Here is a 22,053-nt window from a genome sequence, read left to right as displayed (position 1 = left end):
TTTTTTATATTCATTATCAACATATAATCTTATATACTATACAGATATAAAATGAATATTTTGTATATCCAGCTATTTTTGTGATTGGCTTAACAACTTGATTTGTGACTTCAATTTTTCTAATAATAAAAAATGATATTATTTTAGTATATATATAATGACAAAAGTAAAAAATCAACTTTTAAACTAAAAAAATACCACAAATTGTTTTTTCAACAATTTGTGGTACTTTATTCAAGCTATTTCAATTTAAAAGTTGGCTTTTTTAACAAAACGTCCTTTTGTAGTAATGAAATATCTCTTACCATTGATTTTGACTGAATTACCATAAGTTTTAACTGACTTACGTTTCTTCAGCACTGTCTTGCCTACGCGATGACCATACTTGTTGTATGTGTATGCATTATGCTTCAGCTTTAACTTCTTGGCATCAATATTGCCGCTTGCTATATATAGTCCATCAGGTAAAGCATAGTATGTCTGACCATTGATTGACTTCTTACCAGTAGTCTCAACTACGGAACCTGCAGTAAAGATCAGCTTATTTGCACGCCTGCCACTTTCATTATAAAGGTAAGCATTATGCTTTAAGCTCTTAGCAACTGTTTGAACAGGTTTCGCAACAGTATTGACATTTGTTGGCGTAACTTCTTCGCTTGCTGATTTGGAAGCAGTTATCAACTTAACATTTGCTGCTTTGACAAAACGGTTCTTGCCAATAGTAAAGTATCTCTTACCGCGGATCTTAACGGCATCGCCGTAAGTATTCAGCGTCTGACCCTTCTTGTAAACGCCTGCCTTCTTAACCCGCTTGCCCAGCTGGTTATAAACATACGCATTGTGAGTCAATTTTTGCTTAGTAGCCTGTGCATTACCTACAGCAACATAGTACATCTTATTCTTGGCACCTTGATCAACTAAGACGTAGTATTCTTTACCATTTATCGTCTTAGTGCCATAGATAGTCAGGATTGAACCAACACCTAGAGTAATCCGGTTAGCCCGTTTGCCGGTTTCGTCGTACAGGTAGGCATTATGCAGCAATTCGACTGCAGAAGAATTGTTTAAATCAACATCTGAACCATTATTCTTACCGTCATCTTTATTGTTGTTGGCATTATCGTCAGGTTTCTTATTTGGATCAGTTACAGGAGTTACTGCAGAACCACCACCAGTACCTGAACCACCACCGTTATTATTTCCGCTTTGAATAACCTTATCGATTGTTGTCGGATCAGAACTATCTTGATGAATAATATCTATCCCGTCATCACGGTGCTTGTCTACATCATCACTGCTATTTGATTGATCAATTTTATCTTTGGCATTATCTTTTTGACGGTCGATCTCATCCTTAACCTTTTGCTTTTCACCGTCAGTTAAGTCAGTACCATCTTGGTGTTTGCCCTTATTATCGTCAACATCCTTTTTAGCGTTCTTAGCAGCATCATCAACGGCACCTTTGGCAATTTCCTTTTCCGCCTCAAGTTTATTCTTTTGAATCTCATCATAAGAATTGCCTTCAGTGTGTTTGTTTTTATCAAAAGCATTTTGGATTGAAGAAGTATCAGCATCTTCACCAAATTCTTTATGAATCTTATCGATAGCGTCTTTTGCTTTTTCAGCAATTTCCTGATCAGCCTTGTCTTTGCTGATTTGATTTGCCTTATTAATCTCAACTTGGATATCGTCTTTAGCTGTGTCAACTACCTTATCAATATTAGTCTTCTTACCAGCAGGATCATCACTAGGTGCATTAACTTGATCAACTGCTGTGTTGCTATCTGTAACGTGCTTATCAACATTATTAATAAGTTCTTGCTTCTTTGTATCATCTAAATCTTTATTATTGTTAATCTCAGTTTTTGCCTTGTCAGCAGCAGTTTTAATTTCTTCCTTAGCTTTAAGTTTATTCAAAGCAGTAATGCCTTTATCGTAGGCAGAACTGATATCCGGAATATTGTCAGCCTTACTGATGCTGGCTAAAGCATCAGTTATATCTTTAATATGATCCTTATAATCTGGATTATCTTTTTGCTCACTAGTTAATTTGTCATATTCATTTTGCAAACCATTAGTGCCATTTACAGCATCATGCTTATCTTTAACAACCCACTCAGAAGAATTTTGCCAAATCTGATCAATGTTAGCACCAACGTGATCTTTATCTTTTGGAACATTCTCAACATCTTTGATAGCTTCAATTTTTGCTTTTTCAGCATCATAAGCATCATCAATAGCCTTAATAGCGTCCTTCTTTTCAGAATCAGTTAACTGCGACTTATTAATAATATCATGAGCCTGATTTTGCTTGTCTTTCAGATAACCTTCTGCCTTGGTTTTAGCTCCGGCAAGATCTGCTTGATCAATAATATTTGAAATGCCAGGAACATCTTTTCCAGTTGAAGGATCTTTATAGCCGTTCTTGGCCTTATCAATTATAGCTTGAGCATCGTTTTTGACTTCATCAGCAGTTCTATCGGTAGTACCATCCTCTCCTTTGACAGGAATATCATTTATTTCTGTCTTACTCTTGTCAAAGATATCCTGTACTTTTTGCTTTTCCGTATCTTGATCAGCTGCCGATAAACCAGAATCTTCAATCTTTTTATCAGCTTCATCCTTAATATTTTGCAGTTCTTTGATAGCATCTTGCTTAGCTTCGTAGATATCCTGTTTATTCTTAGCTATATCGTAGATCTTATCTACACCGGCTTGGCCGAAGTTAATTGGCTCATTATTTTCTGGCACACCTTTTTCGATATTAGACAGCTTATTCTTTGCTGTCTCCAAGTCAGATGCAGTTGCATTCTCAGGTAAGGTGACTTTACCAATTTTGTCTTTGGTACTTTGCACAACTTCATCAAGTTGCTTTTGCAAATCAGCCTTTTGCTCATCACTTAAACTAGAGGCAACTGAACTGATATCACCTTTTCCTTTGACATAATCATCAATAGCAGCAATCTGCTTGTTCTTTTCAGCTAGCAAATCACTTGGCAACTTGGCCTGATCGATGGCATTTTCTCCAGCCTGCTCAATATTATCTAAATTGTCACTATCTTTAGCGCCATATATGTTGCTGATAGCGCCTTGCAGAGCGTTATTGATATCTTTTTCGCCTTGGCTAATTTCATTAGCATCAAGATGATCACTCTGCAAGCCGTTCTTTGCAGTTTGAGCATGCTGCTTCAACTTGTTAATGGCTTCATTCTTAGCTTCAAAGCGATCAGTTAAGCCAGTAATTGCTGAAACACCACTTTGTGCTGCCTGATTCATAGCGTTGTTAGGATCATTTTCATCATTTTTAGCACTTTGAATGTTTTGCGCAGCTTTATCGCGTTCAGCTTTGATCTGATCTCTCATTTGATCAGCCAGATCTGAATTATCCTTAGCGATCTCGTCTGCTGCAGCAGAAGCCTTATTGACGGCATCTTGCAACTGAGTTAACGCATTTGTCAGTGATTCTTCTTTACCAATTTCAGCGCCGATTTGACTTAGATCATTTTTGTTCTGGCTCTGGGCATTAGACAAACTACCTTTATCAGTGGCCGAGTTTATTCTAGTTTCACCATCTGAACGAGCCTGATCAATTTTTTGTTTTAGCTTATCATATTGGTCTTGACCCAGTTTCTTATCGGCTAAATCTTGATCAATCCGTTGTTGCAGTTTGTCTGCAGCGTTTTTCAGATCATTTTTAGCTGCAGCTTTATCATTTGCAAGTTGAGCATCCTTACCTGTCTGCTCTATACCCTTAATAGCACTTTGGCCTTCTTCTTTAGCTTTATTAACTTTGTCAATAGTATCTGATTGATCTATTTTGTCTTTAGCCTTATCACGTTCGTTGTTAATAGCATCTTGGTCAGTTGGATCATTTTTTCCAGCATCAATGGCTGCTTGGTCCAAGTCAGACTTAGCCTTGTTTTTAGCTGCTTGCAATTTCGCATCTGATAATGCCTGATTAATATTGACTAAACCAGTATTCTTTTCTGTATCTATCTGATCAGCAGCGGCACCATCAACCTTGGCTACAGCACGATCATGCGCTTCTTGAGCCTGGTTCTTAAACTTATCCTTTTCGTCTTCACTTAGATCAGTTAGGCTATCAATTTGATTATTGACTCCAACATAATTTCCGCCGCCATTGAGCGCTTGGTCAAGTTCATCAATTGCTTTATTACGGTTATCTCTTATTTCATCTGCATTAGAAGCAGAAGCAATATCAAGGATATTTTGTATGCTTTGGATAGTGTTGCCTTTAATCTTATTAACTGTTGCAATATCACTGGCTGCCTTTATATCTTGCTCACCAAGATCGGTAACAGCTTTTACCGCATCCTTATCTTTTTGGTTTGTAAGTTGGGAATTTGCGTTAGCACCCGCTTCTTTAATTGCAGTTATTGCGGTAGCTTTTGCAGCAGCGAGGTCAGCACTTGTTTCTGCCTTGTTAATAGCAGCTAATGCATCTTTAGTAGTTTTTTCTACCTGGTCTTTATTAGTTGCCTTCCTAATACTATCAATTGCATCGTTTGAACTTTGCTGAATAGTATTAATAGCGTTATCAAATGCTTCCTTAACAGTATTTTGCTCACTTTCACTAAGACTATTATAAATTCCAGTTAAACGGGAAGTAGCGTCATTTGCAGCAGTAGAAATTTGATCAATGGCACTTTCCTTATAGCCTTGAAGACCGTTGCCTTTTGCTTCTGCCGCATCAATTGCTAGTTCACCATTTTGTTCTGCAAGATTAGAAGCTGGGATATTTTCTGCATTATCGACGTTAGCCTTTGCTTCATCACGAGCAGTTTTGATTCCAGCAATAGTGGAGTCCTTTACTGTCTGAGCAATATCTGTTGCATTGCTAATGCGATCTATAGCTTTTTGAGCATACTCATCAAGTTTTTGTTTGTTAATAACTTTATTAATGTTCGTATCGCTGATTACATCATCAATAGCTGCTTTGCCTTGTTGAGCTGCTTGAGTAACTTGTTGAATAGAAGATGTACTTGCAGAATTAATATTCTTGACTGCTTGATTGTATTGTTCTTCAACTTTATTACGTAACTGATTCTTATTATCACTCGTAACTTGATCCATATTGCCAATTTGTTCTCTAATTTTGCTTCTTTCCGCAAGCAAGTCATTTAGAGCTTGATCTTTGGCAGATTGCAAGTTTGCAGCTTCCTGAATCTCAGTCAGTTTCCTCGTACCATTTGTAAGGGCATCATTGATATCGTCTTCTTTACCTGCTGACTGAATAGCCGATTGAGCAGTATTGAAGGCATTTGAGATTTGGTTATAGTAATCGTTCTTTTCCGTAACACTTAAATTAGGATCAGTAGTTATTTGGGTATTCGCATTATCGCGAGCCTGTCTTAATTTCTTAATAGCCTCATCACGCTTTGCTACTAAAGCTTTTGTTGCTTCGTCATCCGAGATACTGTCAACAATGCTTTGAATATTCTTTTTGCCTTCATCTGCATCATCATTAATATCTGAAACATTAAGGTCACCTGTTACTGCTTGAACAGCTTGGTCATAGGCATTGTCAATCTGGTTTAATTTGTCTTCCCAGTCCTTGTCTTTAAGTGAGCCACTATCATGTGCTGCAGAAATGGTCTTTCTGGCATCATTTTTAGCAGTTTGCAAATCAGATATTGCTTTGGCACGTGCCGCAGAAACCTGCGCGTCGTTTAAGTCCCTGGTAATATTGTTTGCACCATCTTGAGCAGCTGATTTGACAGTGTCTTCATCTTGAGCAGCAGCAATCTTATCTTTGGCAGCTTGCGCATCTTGATCAATCAAATCTTCATAGTGTTTCTTGTTTGATTGACTAAGTTGACTGTCAGGAATACTTTCAATCTTTTGCTTGGCAGCCTTTGCCGCCTCGTCAATTGCTTGAGTAGCTTCTTGACGAGCCTTTTTGATTACACTATCGCCCTTATTCTGCGCATCAGCAACTATACTGTCAATTTTACCTTTGGCTGTTGTCACAGCATCATCAATCTTTGCAGTATCAATAGTGCTTAAACCGTTAATACTTTCGTCAGCAACCTTCTTAATTTGATCATGGTATGTCTTTTTATCTTCGTCACTTAAGTTTGGCGTATTGTCAATAGCATCATTTGCTTCTTGTTGCTTTTGCCTAATTTGTGCAACAGCGTCACTCACCTGATTGTTACGCTTACCTAACTCTTGCTGCTTAGTCAACAGATTGTTCAGAGCAGTGATACCATCATTTCTGGCTCCATCAATTGTTGTAAGGGAGTCAGCTTGATCAACCCTTTGAGTATATCCCAGTGGATCGGTATTATTGCTTAAAATCTTTTGGGCCTGTTTCTTGGCATCGTCAATATTTTGAGCGGTCAAGCCGGAAATATTGCTGATTTGATTTTCGACATCAGCTTCCACATCAGCTAATTTCTGTTTAGAAATTGCTTTAAGCACATTCTTTTTGGCAGTATCTTCTGCAGTTGCTACTGCGCTAGAGTCAGCTGCTTTATCAATATTTGCCAACCCATCACTAATTGCTTTTGCAATATCGCTATTTGAGTTAACTGATAAATCATTTTGGTTAGTAACAGCAAAACCTGCAACTTCAGCCTTTGCTGCAGCTTTATCAAAAGCTGTCTGTGCTATAGCTTCTCTTTGCTTTATAGCCGCAGCATCTGAAGTACCGTAAATAGATTTGCTTGCATCATAGCTTGGGTCACCAGGTTTTGCAGTCGCAATTTTAGCAGCATTATCGATTGCATTTAAGTAATCTGCTTGATCTGCTGCTGCAAGTCCTGATTTCTGCACTCTCTTTTTGGCTGCTTCAGCTGCCTTATTAATATTGGCAGCTTCTTGATCTGCATATACCTGTTTGATCGCTTCAAGACCCTTTGAGCCGTCAGGGTCATCGCCATTGATGACTTTATGTACAGCATCATTTAAAGAATTTTGAATATCAGTCGTTTTGTCGCTGTGCTTAGAAATTTCATCTTTAGCGGCATCTTGTAATTTTTTAATTGCACTGATAGTATTCTTAAGAGCATCAATCGTATCCTGAGCTTCTTTTTGATGACTTTTAACCGAATTTTCATCAGAATCCTTATCAATGTCACCTTGATCTGCAGCAATTGCTTCTGGACGCTTAAGCCTATCAGTTAAACCATTAATCTCTGCTTTTTCAGTGTCGCTTAAGTTAGAATCTTTTGCAGTTTCTGCTATATCGGTTTTTACCTGTTCAATCTGCTTATTAAGATCAGATTTGATAGAAGCCTTATAGTCAAGAGCAACCTTATCGATTGCCTTTATTCCTTCGTCTCTAGCACTAGCAACATCATCGTTATTTTGTGCAGCCTTAACCTGGTCAATTGCCTTATCTCGCGCTTGATTAATTGCCTGAGTTTGTGAAGGATAATATCCAGATTGTTTACTTGCCTCATTATTCAAATCATTAATGGCATTAGTTTTATTAGTTTCAATTTGAGCTGAACCATTAGCAGCTTTAATTGCATCATCAATAATCTTTAAAGCATCATCCCGACGCTTGTTTACAATCGAAATTGTATTTGCATCAGACGAGTAAACAGACGTGTCCTTGTTAGCACTATTGATGGTCTTTGAAGCTGCAGCAGCAGCTTGGGTCATCGCATCATTAAATGCTTTATTTTGCTCATCCGTCAAATTATTAGGCTTATCATTTTTAGCCTTGTTAATCGCATCATTAATAGTCTTAGCCGCTTGATCGCGAGCATCACTCAATGTCAGAATATCCAAACCTACTCTGACAGGCTTACTGGTATCAGTCGGATCATATCCAATGAAGTTAGCACTCGGAGACAACTCAATACTATAATTTTTATTAAATTTAATGGTTTTTTCTGCCGGAATATTAATAGTAAATGAACCATCGTCATTGACCACAGCAGCGTACTGGGTTGGCAGAGGATTAAGTGAAGGGTTATGATTATCATTTTTGGCATTGTCAACCGTATTTTGGTATGGATTGGCTATAGAATCATCTGCCCAGATAGTTTTCTTATTTTTATCATCAACAATATTGGCAACAATATAAGCCTTGGTAGCTATCGGCATAACCAAACCGAACTTATTTTGAGAGTCTTCCAGACCATCTACTTTAGGGTCATAATTTATTACACTACCTGCAGCGCCCGTAATAGTGTTTGAACCATCGTCATTTCTCGTGACAGTGACTTTGCTAGTGTCAATGTCCATAAAACCACTTGGGTTGGCAGGAATAAAGGCAATATTGTTGTAACCAAAGTTTTTGCTATTGTTGAATGCTCTTTGAATAATATCAATAAAAAGATCGTCAAAAGTATTATTGCTATTGCTGCCTGCAGTTTCTTCTAAAGATTCTTGCACGTCTTTTGGTAAGCTTTCAAAATCAATACCAGCAGATGCTATTTTGGCTTTTAATTGATCCAATAGATCTTTAGTTAGCGTCGTTTTACCATTCAATAGCTCAAGTTTGTCTACAGTAATGGTGCCTCTATTTTTTCTAACTTGTAAAACATGGAATGGAGGCAAAGTAAGTTTGCCTAGTCCAATATTTAAATCGGTAAGATCAAATTGTTGCCGTACATTTGTTATAGTAATCTGATTCTGACCAACGATACTTGTGTTTTTACCCGTGTTAGCCTGCGCATTCAAAACTAGTGAGGTTGGGTTATTGACAATTAAGGTACCACCCTGAACGTCTACTAAAGTAACATCACCGGAACCGGCACCAGTCTTATTACCAATGCTAGTGGAAGCGGGAGAACCATCAAGAACAATATTAAAAGCACCGTTTTCAATGTCAGCTTTACCCTTAATCAAGACTAAAGTTCCGCCATAGTCACCCATGTCCTGACCAGTGACATTTAAGGTACCCTTAGGTTTAATGTTAAAATTACCACCATCATAAATAAGGTAGCCGCCACCATTTGCGTCACTGATGTTACCATTAGTAGTAATATTTACTGTACCATTGGTTTCAATATTGAAACTAGAATTAGAATTCCGTAAATATATGGCTCTACATTTGCTGTTATTGCGAGTTCCCTTATATGGATATACCTTTGAGTTATCAGTCATATTAATATTCAAAGTACCCGCAACGTTTACAGTACCACTACCGGTAATAGCAATAACAGTAAATGGTCTTCCCCATTCACCATTTGACCCGTGAGAGTTGTCATAGTTTAATAGTGGCGTCAGATTAACAATGGCACCTTGACGAACTGTAACAACGTCATTATCGCTTTCCATTTCAATCATGCTGCCGCCAAAAGTAGAGCCTGTGAATGTACCGTCTACAAATTCAACACTACAATTTGGACCAGTAAACTGAAATAACTGCTGGTTGTTATTGTCAGATGGTCCACCATCATAATAAGGTGTTTTAATCGTTCTTATTTCATTATCACCACGAAAGAAGATATGAGTGTTCCGCCCAGAATAAATTAGCTGAGAACCTTCAAATTTCGTATTTTTAAAGGTAATGTTGGCATTTTGTCTACTATTTAGCCCACCAGTGTCAAATACGCCATAATAGTCTGCACTTTTCATTGCAACATTTTCAAAAGTTACATCAAATGAACTATTCGTAACAATTTCAGGGTGATATCCTTTAAAATCAATTAAATGTCGCGTGTCTCCATCGGATATGATGCGCAGCGTTCTTCCGGGAACTCTACCAATAGACACATGTCCACCATCTTTTGTGGGAGCAATATCATTCATGATACGAATTTCGCTCACATTTGCATTAAGTAAAGCACCTGTAAACTCGTCCCAATTTGTGACTTGCTTAACTCCAGTAGCATCCCTTTTTGCATCTTTATCAACTAATTCAGGATCCTGAGAATCAGTTTTTTCAGGATCATTCGTTTCTGAAGTACCCTGATTTGTGTCATCATCAGTTTTAGCTGGATCCTTAGCATTACTTTGATCCTGATCAGGAGTTTTGGAACTGTCGTCAACAGTATTATCCTTGTCCTTATCTTTTGGAGCATCAGTCTTGGAATCGTCAGTTTTATCTGTAGAATCTTTTCCTGAAGTGGTTGGTTTTTCAGTATCGGTACTCTTTAAAAAAGAACTCAGACCAGAAAATGTAGTTAAGTCTGCATCCTTTTTCGTTGAGTTACTTTGCTTGTCTTCACTTGGAGTTTGGGCTTTATCTGCTGTTTGATCAAGCTCAGACTGAGACTCATTAGTTTTAGTATTAATTTCTTCCTTTGCAGGATCAACAGTATCAGCCTTAGCGGTCTGACTATTCAAGCCAAAGAAAGTAAAACCGAGCAAGACGGAAGCAGCACCAATTGTCAATTTACGAATCGAGAAGTGGTCTTGCTTTGCCTGCATTTCCATTTTACGTATTCTTTCTCTCTTATTATTTTTACCTAGCATAAAATAATCCTTTCTCAAAAATACTATTTATAGCAATATTTTAATGCTAGGCATTATAATTGTCAATATAGTATTTATTATAAACTAATCTTAAATAACATATAGATAAAAAATAAAACTTTATTTTTTTAAAATAACTTTAAAATATCTTAACTTTACTATAAATAATAGGTTTATACTTATATAAAATAACATTAATAATTTATAAAAAAACGAAATTTTAAATATTTTTATTTATATAAGAAACATTTCTATTATTTTATATCTTCATATATTTACATATACTATACAAGGTTTTAAATAATATTTACTATATTTAGCTATTTTTGTAAGCCCTTTAATAGCTTGATTTATTAAATTAAATCTATCATTTTAACAAATGCTATGTAAAATGATATTTATATACTCTTTGTTTAAAGAAAATGTAAAAAAGTGCAAAAAAAGTGCCACGAATTGTTATTTCTAACAATTCGTGACACTTTATTTAAGTTATTTCAATTTAAAAGTTAGCTTTTTTAACAAAACGTCCTTTTGCAGTAATGAAATATCTCTTGCCGTTTATCTTGACTGAATTACCGTAAGTCTTAACTGACTTATGTTTCTTCAGTACTTTCTTGTTTGCACGACGACCGTACTGGTTGTAAACGTAGGCATTGTGCTTTAACTTCAACTTCTTAGCATCAATATTGCCGGCTGCAATAAACATACCATCTGGAAGTTCGTAACAAACCTTGCCTTTGACTGTCTTCTTACCAACAGTTTCGACTTTGGAACCTGCCTGGAAGATCAACTTATTAGCACGAGTACCATTTTGATCATACAGATAAGCATTATGCATCAAAGTCTTTTCAACAATAGTTTGTGGCTTTTCAGCAACTGCACTTGTTGGAACTACTTCAACTTTGGCTGTGCTTACAGTAACAACTCCTTTAGCAAAGTTGGCAGCTTTAATGAAGCGGTTCTTGTCAATGATGAAGTACTTTTTGCCACGAATCTTGACAGCATTACCGAAGGTCTTAACTAACTTGCCCTTCTTAAATACGCCAGTATTCTTTACCCGTTTGCCAAATTGATTGTAAATATATGCGTTATGCTTCAGTTTGCGAGTAGCCGCAACAATATTACCAGCTGCAACATAGTAAGTCTTGTTGTTAGCTCCCTTATCTACAAGAAGGTAGTAATCCTTGCCGTTGATAGTCTTAGTGCCGTAAGTAGTCAAGACTGAGCCAACTCCAAGCGTTACTTTATTAGCACGTTTACCATTTTCATCATAGAGGTAAGCATTGTGCATCAAAGTTACATCTGTAGCATTGCTCAAATCAACATTGGTTCCGTTAGGTTTATCCTTGTCAGAAGTGTTAGTAGTTGGGTTTTTAGCCGGTGTTGCTGGTTGAATAGGAGCAACTACTCCGCCGCCACCGTTATTACCATTGCTGTTATTACCATGCAAAATATTATCAATTGTAGATGGGTCAGAGCAATCTTGATGGATTTGGTGGATACCATTATCACGAATATTATCAATATCAGTTATATTGTCAGCCTTATCAATCTTATTCTTGGCATCTGTAGCGTCCTTATCAATCTGTTGCTTAATCTTATTCTTATCAGCATCAGTGTAATCACTACCATCCTCATGTTTCAGATGGTTGACTTTATCTTTAGCAATATCAGCTGCATCGTCAATTGCGCCTTTAGAAATTTCCTTATCAGCATTGGTCTTATCAGAATTGATACCTTCATCAGTTGTACTATGAACATGTTTGTTCTTTTCGTAAGCATCATCTGTCTTAGGTGTCTTGCTGTCATCACCAAACTCATTGTGAATGGTATCAATCGCATCACTATGATTCTGGGAAATTTCTTCGTCGGCATTAACAACATCGTTAGACTGGTCTTCAATACCGAAGTCGTTTTCAATGGCGGTAATATCGCTTTGAGCATCATGAGTAATCTGATCAATCTTGTCCTTGTTAGTTGACGCGTTACCGACAGAAGAATCGATCTGGTTAAGCTTGTCCTTAGTGTCTTCAACAACTTTATCAACGTCACCTTCTAGACGTTTTTTAGCTGTCTCATTTAAATCACTACTATCAATATTATTTTTAGCCTTTTCAGCATCAGCCCTAACTTGTTCAAGGGCATTCAACTTGTTAAGAGAAGTCATGCCCTTGTCGTAAGCAGAACTGGCGTCTTTAATGTTCTTAGCATCTTTAATTGCTGCAATAGCATTAGTAATATCGTCGATGTAGTCTTTGTAATCAGCCTTTTGCTTGTCGGTTAATTTATCAAGACCAGCTTCAGCTTCTAAACCTGCTACACCATCTGTACCTGACAAAGCATTATTTTCTTCGTCATTGAACCATTCATTCTTTTCATCAGAAGAAGTAGGTTTGGTCCAGATAGCATCGATTGCTTGACCAATCTGATCTTCATCTTTTGGAACATCATTTATGTTGGTCTTAGCATCAATATCAGACTTTTCGGTATTAAAGGCATCGTCGATAGCTTTATTAGCTTTTTGCTTTTGATCTGCAGTTAATTGTGAACCGTTAATAACGTCATGCGCTTGAGCACGTTTATTATTAAGAATTTTTTCAGCTGTTGTCTTAGCACCATCAAGTTGGGCATTGTTAATAATATCGCTAATTCCAGGTACTTTATTACCACCATTGTCTTGATCTTCAAAGCCATTAACAGTGTTGTTAATAATTGTATCAGCTTCGTCTTTTACCTTCTCAGGAGTCTTAACATTACCCTTATCATCTGTGTCAGAGATATTAATAATCTGATCCTTAGCTTTATCAACGAGCTTTTGGACTTGATCCTTTAAAGGCCCTTGATCAGCAGGAGACAAACCTGAATCTTTGATTTTATTATTTGCTTCTTCTTGTTTCTGCTCAAGTTCAGCAATTTTGTCATTCTTAGCCTTAACAACATCGGCTTTTTGCTTGGCAAGCGTCTTAACTTTGTCAATTCCAGCTTCACCAAAATCAACTGTTTCGTTATTTTCAGCAACACCTTTTTCGGCATTTTGAACACTAGTTTTGGCTTTGTCAAAGTCAGCCTGGCTTGCACCTTTTGCTAAAGTAACATCATTGATCTTAGAAATAGCCTTATTCTTGGCCGCTTCAACTTGTTTCTTAAGTGCTGTGATAGTATCAGCTGGTAGACCATCCTTATTCTGATCGGATTGAGTAAATTTATCAATTTCTCCTTCCGCAGCAGTAGCATACTGGTTGATAGCAGCAATCTGTTTGTTCTTTTCTGCAAGAAGTTCAGTTGGTAATTTCGCTAACTCAACCGCGTCTTCAGCTTTTTGTTCTGCTGTTTTTGCATCATCTACAGAAGATGCTTGGTAAATATCGCTAATTCCAGTTTGCACAGCGTCGTCAATATCAGCTTCACCTTGTGCAACATCACTTGCAGTAAGTACAGGGTTACCATTTTCATCTGTTTCATCTGTCTTAAGTTGGTTAAGATCATCCTTAGCTGCTTCGGCTTTTTGTTTCAGAGTCTTAATCTGGTCAACCTTATCGGTGTAATCATTAGTCAGACCAGTAATGGAGTCAACACCTTTTTGGCCAGCAGTCTTAATGGCATTTAATGGATCATCTGCTGCATTTTGAGCATCTTTAATGTTCTTAGCCGCATCAGCACGCTGTTTTTCAATAGCATCCTTCATTTGTTTAGCAAGTTTTTGCTGTTCTTCAGGAGTCTTACCTACTTCTTCAGCAACTGCATCAGCAGCATCATTAGCTTTGTTAACCGCATCAGACAACTTACCTAAAGCGGTGTTAACTGCTTCGACTTTATCAATATCGGTATTAATTCCGCTTAAGGCACTTTCACCATCACTTTCAGCACCATTAATATTTGATGTACCATCAGCATTTGAAATGGCTCCGTTAGCTGCATCAACAGCATTATCTACCTTGTCTTTCAGGTCTTGATATTGATTATAATCTAGCTTTCCACTATCCCTGTCATTCTTCAAACGGTCATAAATCTTATCAGCGGCAGCAGCAAGCTTATCTTTAGCAGTCTGTTTCTCTTTAGCTGATGAGGTACCATTATCAACGTGACCTTTGATTTCTCCTTCACCATCGTTTTTAGCATTATTAACTTTATCAGGTGTGTCGGCATTATCAATGTCTTCTTTAGTCTTGTCACGGTCTTTGTTGATATTATCGATGATATTTTGTTTATCATCTTTATTAATAGTATCGTCTTTATTAACTTGATCAATGGCATCATCAGCGGTCTTGTCAACATCTGCTTTAGCAACATTCTTAACAGCTTGCAGTTTAGCATCTGTTAGTGCTTTATCAATATTAGTCTTGCCAAGGCCTTTTTCAGAATCGATTTGATCCTCAGTAGCACCTTCAATTCTGATATGTGCCCTATCGTGAGCAGCCTGAGCCTGATCTTTAAATTGCTTCTTTTGGTCGGCAGTTAAATCAGTTAGTTTGTCAATAGCAGCGGTAGTATCGTCAAGTTCTTGAGCAAGTTCAGCATTAGCTTTATTCTTCTTATCCCAGAGAGCATTATCTTTATCTGTATCACCAGTACCAGAATCTTTAATATTTTTGATACTGTTAAGAGCATTATCTTTGATATCGAGTACTGTCGAGCTGGTAGTTGCCGCATTAATATCAGCAATTCCTAAGTTAGCAACATCATCAACGCCAGCCTTGTCTCTTTCGTTTGTCAATTTATCCTTAGCGGCTTGTGCGGCATCCTTAACAGCTTGTACAGCGACAACCTTAGTCATTGCTACGTTAGCTGTGTCACCAGTTGAGTTAATTGAATTGATGGCATCGTTAGTTAAATCACTGATAGCACCTTTGTCGAAGGCTTTATCAATTGCGGCCTCAGCTTGTTCAGCAAGTGCTGGAATATCTTTGAGAGCCTTATTGTATGCATCCTGAGCTTGCTTCTGTTCATCAACAGTTAAACCGTCATAAACATCCTTTAAGTTTTGTAAAGCTTTGTCTCTAGCACCATTAATTCTAGCTTTGGCTGCATCCTTGGCCTTGTCCATATCATTCTTATTTGCCGTGGCCTCAGCTTTTTGGATGCTAGTTTCACCATCTTTTTCAGCCTGATTAGCATCTTCAACGGTAAGTTTGTTGCCAACTTCCGCTTGAGCGTCATCACGAGCTTTTTGAATATCTTTAATGGCTGCTACCTTATCAGTATCTGACATAGTTGAGCTGTTAATCCGATCAACTGCTTTTTGAGCATAGTCTTCCAGCTTTTTCTTATCATCTAATATTGTCTGGTCTAAGCCCTTGGCCTTACCCAGAATATTCTCCATGTTGGTAATGCCAGCATCACTTGCCGAATTAATCAAAGCAATAGTATTAGAAGTTGGATCTTTAACTTTGTTGACGGCTTCATTATACGCATTTTGCAGGTCCGTCTTAATACCAGTTTTACCAGCAGTACTAATATTGGTTAAGCCATCAATAGCAGCACTATCAGCATTAAATTCGTTTTGTAAATCAGTTAGAGCCTTGTCTCTAGCAGATTGCAAGTCAGCGTTATTTCTAATGTTATTTAATTCTTCAATACCTGCATTGTGTGCTGAGTTAACAGTGTTCTTATCAGCTGCGCTAATAGCTTGTTCTGCATTATTCAAAGCAGAAGCAATCTGGTCAAGATAATCGTTCTTTTCAGTGTTAGATAAATTAGGGTCTGCTTGAATATGGTCATGCAGTTCTTGAGCTTGATCTTTCAGATCTGCAATCGCTTTATTCTTAGTTTTTGCTAATTCAGCCTGTTCTGCATTTCCAGAAACGCTGTCAACAACTGTCTGCATAGCGTTGATACCAGTGTTCTTGTCAGTAACAATATCGGTTGGAGTATGGTCATTAGATACAGCAGTTATCGCAGTGGTATAGGCATTGTCAATAGCATCAAGAGCTTTCTCCCAGTCATCGTCACCAAGTGAACCATTCTTATGAGCATCATTAATAGCTTTCTTGTCATCACTCTTTGCCTGATTCAGTTCCGCAATTGCTTGTGATTTAGCGGCAGCAACTTGGGCTGAAACAAGATCACTATTTATGTTGCTTTCACCGTCTTTTTCAGCAGTATCAATATCATCTTTGTTACTTGCTGAGTTGATGGCGTTAGTTGCGGAAGCAGCATGCTTATCAATCAAATCTTTGTAGTACTGCTTGTCACTTGGGCTGAGATACTTGTTATCAATCTGGTCAATAGTTTCCTTAGCTTTTGCAGCTGCATCTTGTAAAGCTGCAGTTTGTGTTTTTTGCTCATTCTTAAGATCTGCCAAATCTTTGCTTGAAGCAGTGGCCGTGACACTATTAATTTTGTCTATTGCCGCCTGTTTATCAGTTCGGATTTTATCAGGATCAGTATCTTTGTTGACATTGTCAACACCTTCAGTGGCATCATCTTTAATAGTGTTAATTAATGAATTTCTATCTTCATCAGATAAGTTAGGATATTTAGTTTTATCATTAATATCATTAATAGCTTTGTCTCTTGCTTGATTAATAGCATCAATTGCATCGTTCTTGTTACCAAGAGAGGACTTGTCCGTCAATAATTTGTTTAGAGCAGCAATACCATCCTTAGTGGCAGTATTGACATCTTCAAAAGTTTCAGCAGCATCAACTTTGTCCTTGTAACCAGTCTTCTCGCTATTAGTTAGCAGATCTTTAGCTACTTTCTTAGCGTTTTCAATATCATTAGCAGTCAAGCCCTTGACGTTTTCAAGTTTGCTTTCAATATCCTTTTCAGCTTGATCAAGTTGCTTCTTTGCCGAGTCTTTGTAGGCAGTTAAAATAGCATTCTTACCTTTAGTAATATCTTGTTTAATATCATCTGCTGCAGTGTGACCATCTATATCATCTTCAGCCGTCTTAGCAGCAGCATTAATACCAGCATCTGTGTCAACACCGAGATTGCTCTTAGCTTCATCGGCATAATCTTGAACTTGCTTCTTAGCAGAGTCCTTGAACTTGTCAGCAACATTGGACTTAGCACTATTTAAATCTTCAGTAACTAATTCAACCGAGCTAGCCTGACCAATTAAAGTATTGGCGTTATCAACAGCTTGGTCAATATTAGAGTCAGATTCTACACCAAGTGCCTTTTTATCGGACTTAGCAACTTCAGCAAGCTGATTCTTAGCAGCTTTCTTATATGCGGTTAGGACGTTGGTCTGACCTGTGGCCACATCATTTTCGATATCATTAAAATCAGTATGATCATCAATAGCTTTTGCAGCATCACTAACTGCTTGATCAATGTTTGTGTCTGATTTAACTCCAAGACCGGTTTCAGCAGCAGTAGCGTCTTTTTGAACTTTAGCTTTAGCTGCAGTCTTTAGTTTATCTAATATAGCTTTCTTAGCATTCTGTTCAGTCGCATCTATATCAGTGGCACCCTCAATAGCGGTAAGTTGATCAGACAAAGCTTTATCAATTTCATCTGAAGAAACACCTAAAGTTTTCTTGCCGTTTTCAGTATAGCCTTCAACTTCGGCTTTTGCTGCTTCTTTATTAACTAGGTCATTAAATGAATTTTGGATGTTTTTAATGTCACTTGGCGTATTCGCAGGATTATAAATTGAATTCTTGTTAGTCGAAGGGTTTTCCAGAGCGGTCTTTTCAGCGCTATTAATGGTGTCAATGTATTGTGCTTTTTCCGCATCAGTTAAGGCTGATTGCTGCTTTACACGCGAAATCGCGTTATTAGCTGCAGTAGTGATAGCTTTTTGTGCATCGTCTTTAGCCTTTTCAGCGGCTTGAATTTGTTCAACCACTTTCTGGGCTGTTTCCATAGCATCATCTAAAGCTTTTAATGCAGCGTCTTCACGCTGAGATACTTCATCTACTTTTCCCGCACCATATACAGATTTACCAGACTCGTAACCAGAATCCAATGCAGTTTTTGCAACTTCTGCTGCATTATTTATTGCAGTTTCAAGAGCAACTTGTTCTTTAGACTTAGGATCTGACTTAGGGAATTGACTATCTAAATCATTAGCTGCGTCAATTTTTGATTTGATATTTTTAGCAGCAGTATCCTGTGCTATTTTTAAGATGCTTACAATTACTGGACGTTCTTTACTGTCTTTATCCAGTGGATTGTAGTCAATAAAGTTAGCAGTAGGTGTTAGTTTAATTTTAGTATTGGAACTAATATTGCCCACAACTTCAGCAGGTACATTTACCTTAAATATATAATTACCATTTTCAGATTTGGTAACTTCACCAGCAAACTCAGTTGGCAAATCTTTAGCATCCTTATTCGTATATTCATATGGCGGATCTGGAATCTCATTATTTAAGCTTAAAGGAGTACCTTTTCCATAATCTATCTCTGCCATGATATATGCTTTAGTGCCAAGAGGCAACTTCAAATACTGTCTAAATGGGTTCTTAAGATCCGAGTCAGGTCCGTCTTTTTCACTACTATAACCATCAACAGTTCCAGAAATTGTCCAAGAACCATCTTTTTTACCTGAAGCATCAACATTTGCTGTGGCAGTGACATTTTCAGGCTTGATATCTAAAAATCCAGAACTATTAGCCGGACCAAAGGCAATGTCATTATACCCAATGTTAGTTGGATTGGAGAAAGCAGCATCAATAATTTTTGAGAAAATTGTATCATAGTTTATTGGGTTGCCCTCTTCAGCCAATCCATCTAATAAAGTCTTAATGTTCTTTAATTCTGGAATTTTAAAGTAAGGTAATTGACTAACTTTCTCCCACAACTCAGGTGTGAACATATATTCGCCATTCTTACCACCTTGTCCATTAAGTAGTACCAGTTTATCAACTACAATATTTTTAGTAGTTTTATCTTTGCTAACTTGTAAAGTATGGAATGGTGGCAAAGTTAAACTATTACCTAAAAAGTTTAATTTCTGGCGGACATTGGTAATCGTGACAGCACTACTATCACCAATAATACTTGTGCCTGTTGCTGTGTTTAAATGTGAATCAAGTACAAGTGACTGTGGGTTGTTCACAATTAATTTACTATCACTACCAGTAACGTCTACTAACACAATTGGGTTAGTTCCTGCACCAAAGATTTGAGCATCCTTATTTTGATCACTGGTTGGATCGCTTTTATCATAAGGATGGTTCGGGTCTTCTTCAAGTCTGATTTCGAATGTACCGTTTTGGACATTAGCTATTCCAGCAATTTGAACCAAAGTACCCTTATAATCACCCATATGTTTACCGATAATACTTAATTTTCCATCAGGCTTAACAGTAAAATTACCACCATCATAAATTAGGTTGTTACCACTGTTATAGTCTGAAATATCACCGTTTGTTGTAACTTTAACCGAGCCACCACTTTCAACAGTAAACTGAGATGCATTGTCATTTAATCTGATGGCTGTAGCCCTATTTGCATCAAGTTTGCCTTGGTATGCGTTATCTCCAGAATTAATTCCGACGTTAATATTTAATTCACCTTTAACATCAACTTTTCCAGTACCTGAAATATAGATTGCGTGGACTGCAGAAGTATTTTCTGCTGGATTATTTCCTAACGTTTTCCCGTCAGAATTAAGCCTTGGATTTAAGGTGACTGTCACTCCTTTTTCGACTGTAACGTTGCAGTTACTGCCCCTCATTTCGATAACGTTACCACCAAATGTGGCACCAGTGAAGGTTCCTTCTTTAAAGTCGATACTATTATTACTACCACCAAATTCAAATAGTTGTTGGTGATTGGCACTGCTTGCTCCCCCATCTTTATAAGGTGTATAGATTGTTTCAGCGGTATTTGTCCCTGTAAATGTAATATGAGTGTCCGAAGCAGAGTGAACCATTTGAGAACCATGGAAGTCAATATTATTAAATGTTAGATTGGAGACACCTATTTTTTCTCCACTATTGTCATGAGGCTTACTTGAACTATTATTACGGTCAGTCATAATAATGCCCCAATAATCGGCACACCAAAGTTCAAGGTTACTATACGTTAAGTTAGTAACTTCAGAACTATTTCCTCTAATTCTAGGGTGGTAACCGTTAAAGTCTATTTTGTATTTATTCGTACTACCATCGGCATCATAAGATTTTATCAATAAAGTTCTACCATATACGTCTAACCCATTTTGACCACCTTTATTATCCGCTGTGATATTATTCATGATATCTATTTCAGAAATACGTTTAGTATCATCAGGGTTTTGTGTATCTTTATCAAAACACTCTTTATTATCAAGAGCATAAACAAGCTGATTCCAATTATAAACATGTGCTACCCCATTGATGACAGTTGGGGTGTCACCAGTTTTATCATCATTAGCTAAATCATTAGCTAATTTCTTAGCTTCATTAGCTTTTGAATCTTGTGTAGTATCAGTATCTTTACCTGAATTAGTAGTGTCACCAGTTACATCAGTTGGCAACTTACCAGTGTCGGAGTTGTGATCATCTGAACCAGTTATGTCAGTTGGAGTCTTATCAGTAGTGATATCTTGATTACCTTCATCTGAGCCGGTTGCAGGAGAAGTTGCACTATTGCCAGTTGAATCAGCTGTAGTAGTTTCCTGCTTATCCTTATCAGTTTTATCTTTAGCAGTAGTATCAGCCTTGTCCTTGGCTGTAGTATCTTTTACCTCATCACTCTTTGAGTCTTTTAAGAATGAACTTAATCCTGAAAAAGTTGACAAGTCCGTTTCGTTCTTCTTTTTAGACGCAGCAGCGTCTGACTTTGTTGTATTCTTAGTACTTGTTTCCTTAATTTCAGTATTAGAGTTATCCCTGTTCGACTCCTCTGTAACATTTTGCGATGGATCTATAGTATCAGCTTTTACGCTTTGGCTATTCAAACCAAAGAAAGTAAAACCTAGCAAAACAGAAGCAGCACCAATACTCAATTTACGAATTGAGAAATGGTCCTGCTTATCCTGCATCTCCATCTTCCTTAGTCTCTCATTATAATTATTTTTTCCTAGCATATTTATCCTTCCTAAAAAAGTATGTATGTTTAGTATGTTCGAATACTATTCTAGAATAGTCAAATATTAATGTCAATATAATATCTATAACTAATGTTGTATTTATAAATAACTACACAATTTAAGTTGATAAATTTTAGAAAAGAAAAAATGATATATTTGCTAAATATTTTATTAAGCTCTTAATTTTTCTGCTAAAAATAACATAATAAAGAGCATTAAAATTGACTTTTAAATATTTATCCGGAATAATTTTCAGCTAAAAATAATATAATAATTTTTAAAACTATTTGTATTCTAATTACATAAAATATTAAATAATGCTTTATTTTAAAAATTATTTAGTGATATTAGTAGGGGTTTCTAAAGAATAAAAATTAAGCAGATTTCATAACAAACAAAAGAAATTAAAATAAATCTATACTGTTATACTCATAAAGATTTTGATAACATTTTTTATTGTTTTTCTTAAAAAAATTTATAATAAAAAACGGGCTTCATACCGATTTTTTGAAAATCCATTTTACTATTAAAAAATAAGTACAAACTATAAAGTAATAAATTATTACCGATAGTTTTATAGAAAAAATTATTTTTTCTCATAAGGAACATAGATATTTGAAATCTCTGTCTTGACAAATGATGTGATGCTTAGTAGTATAATAATTGATCTGAGTTGATCGACT

Annotated in this window: 2 protein-coding genes; both read right to left on the bottom strand. The window is 36.8% G+C overall.

Translation table 11 applies throughout. The annotated features are described in order from the left end of the window. Positions 1-249: 249 nt before the first annotated feature. A complete protein-coding gene (locus LACWKB8_RS03915) occupies positions 250-10,398 on the bottom strand; it encodes an SLAP domain-containing protein (RefSeq protein WP_038522264.1) in 10,149 nt (3,382 codons plus the stop codon). 499 nt (positions 10,399-10,897) lie between these two features. Further along, positions 10,898-21,322 carry an SLAP domain-containing protein gene (locus LACWKB8_RS03910; RefSeq protein WP_038522261.1) on the bottom strand — a complete coding sequence of 3,475 codons (10,425 nt, stop codon included), beginning with the start codon at positions 21,320-21,322 and terminating at the stop codon, positions 10,898-10,900. Between the last annotated feature and the right edge of the window lie 731 nt (positions 21,323-22,053).

This window comes from Lactobacillus sp. wkB8 (assembly GCF_000761135.1).
GTDB lineage: Bacteria > Bacillota > Bacilli > Lactobacillales > Lactobacillaceae > Lactobacillus > Lactobacillus helsingborgensis.
This window is presented reverse-complemented; position numbering and strand designations above follow the sequence as displayed.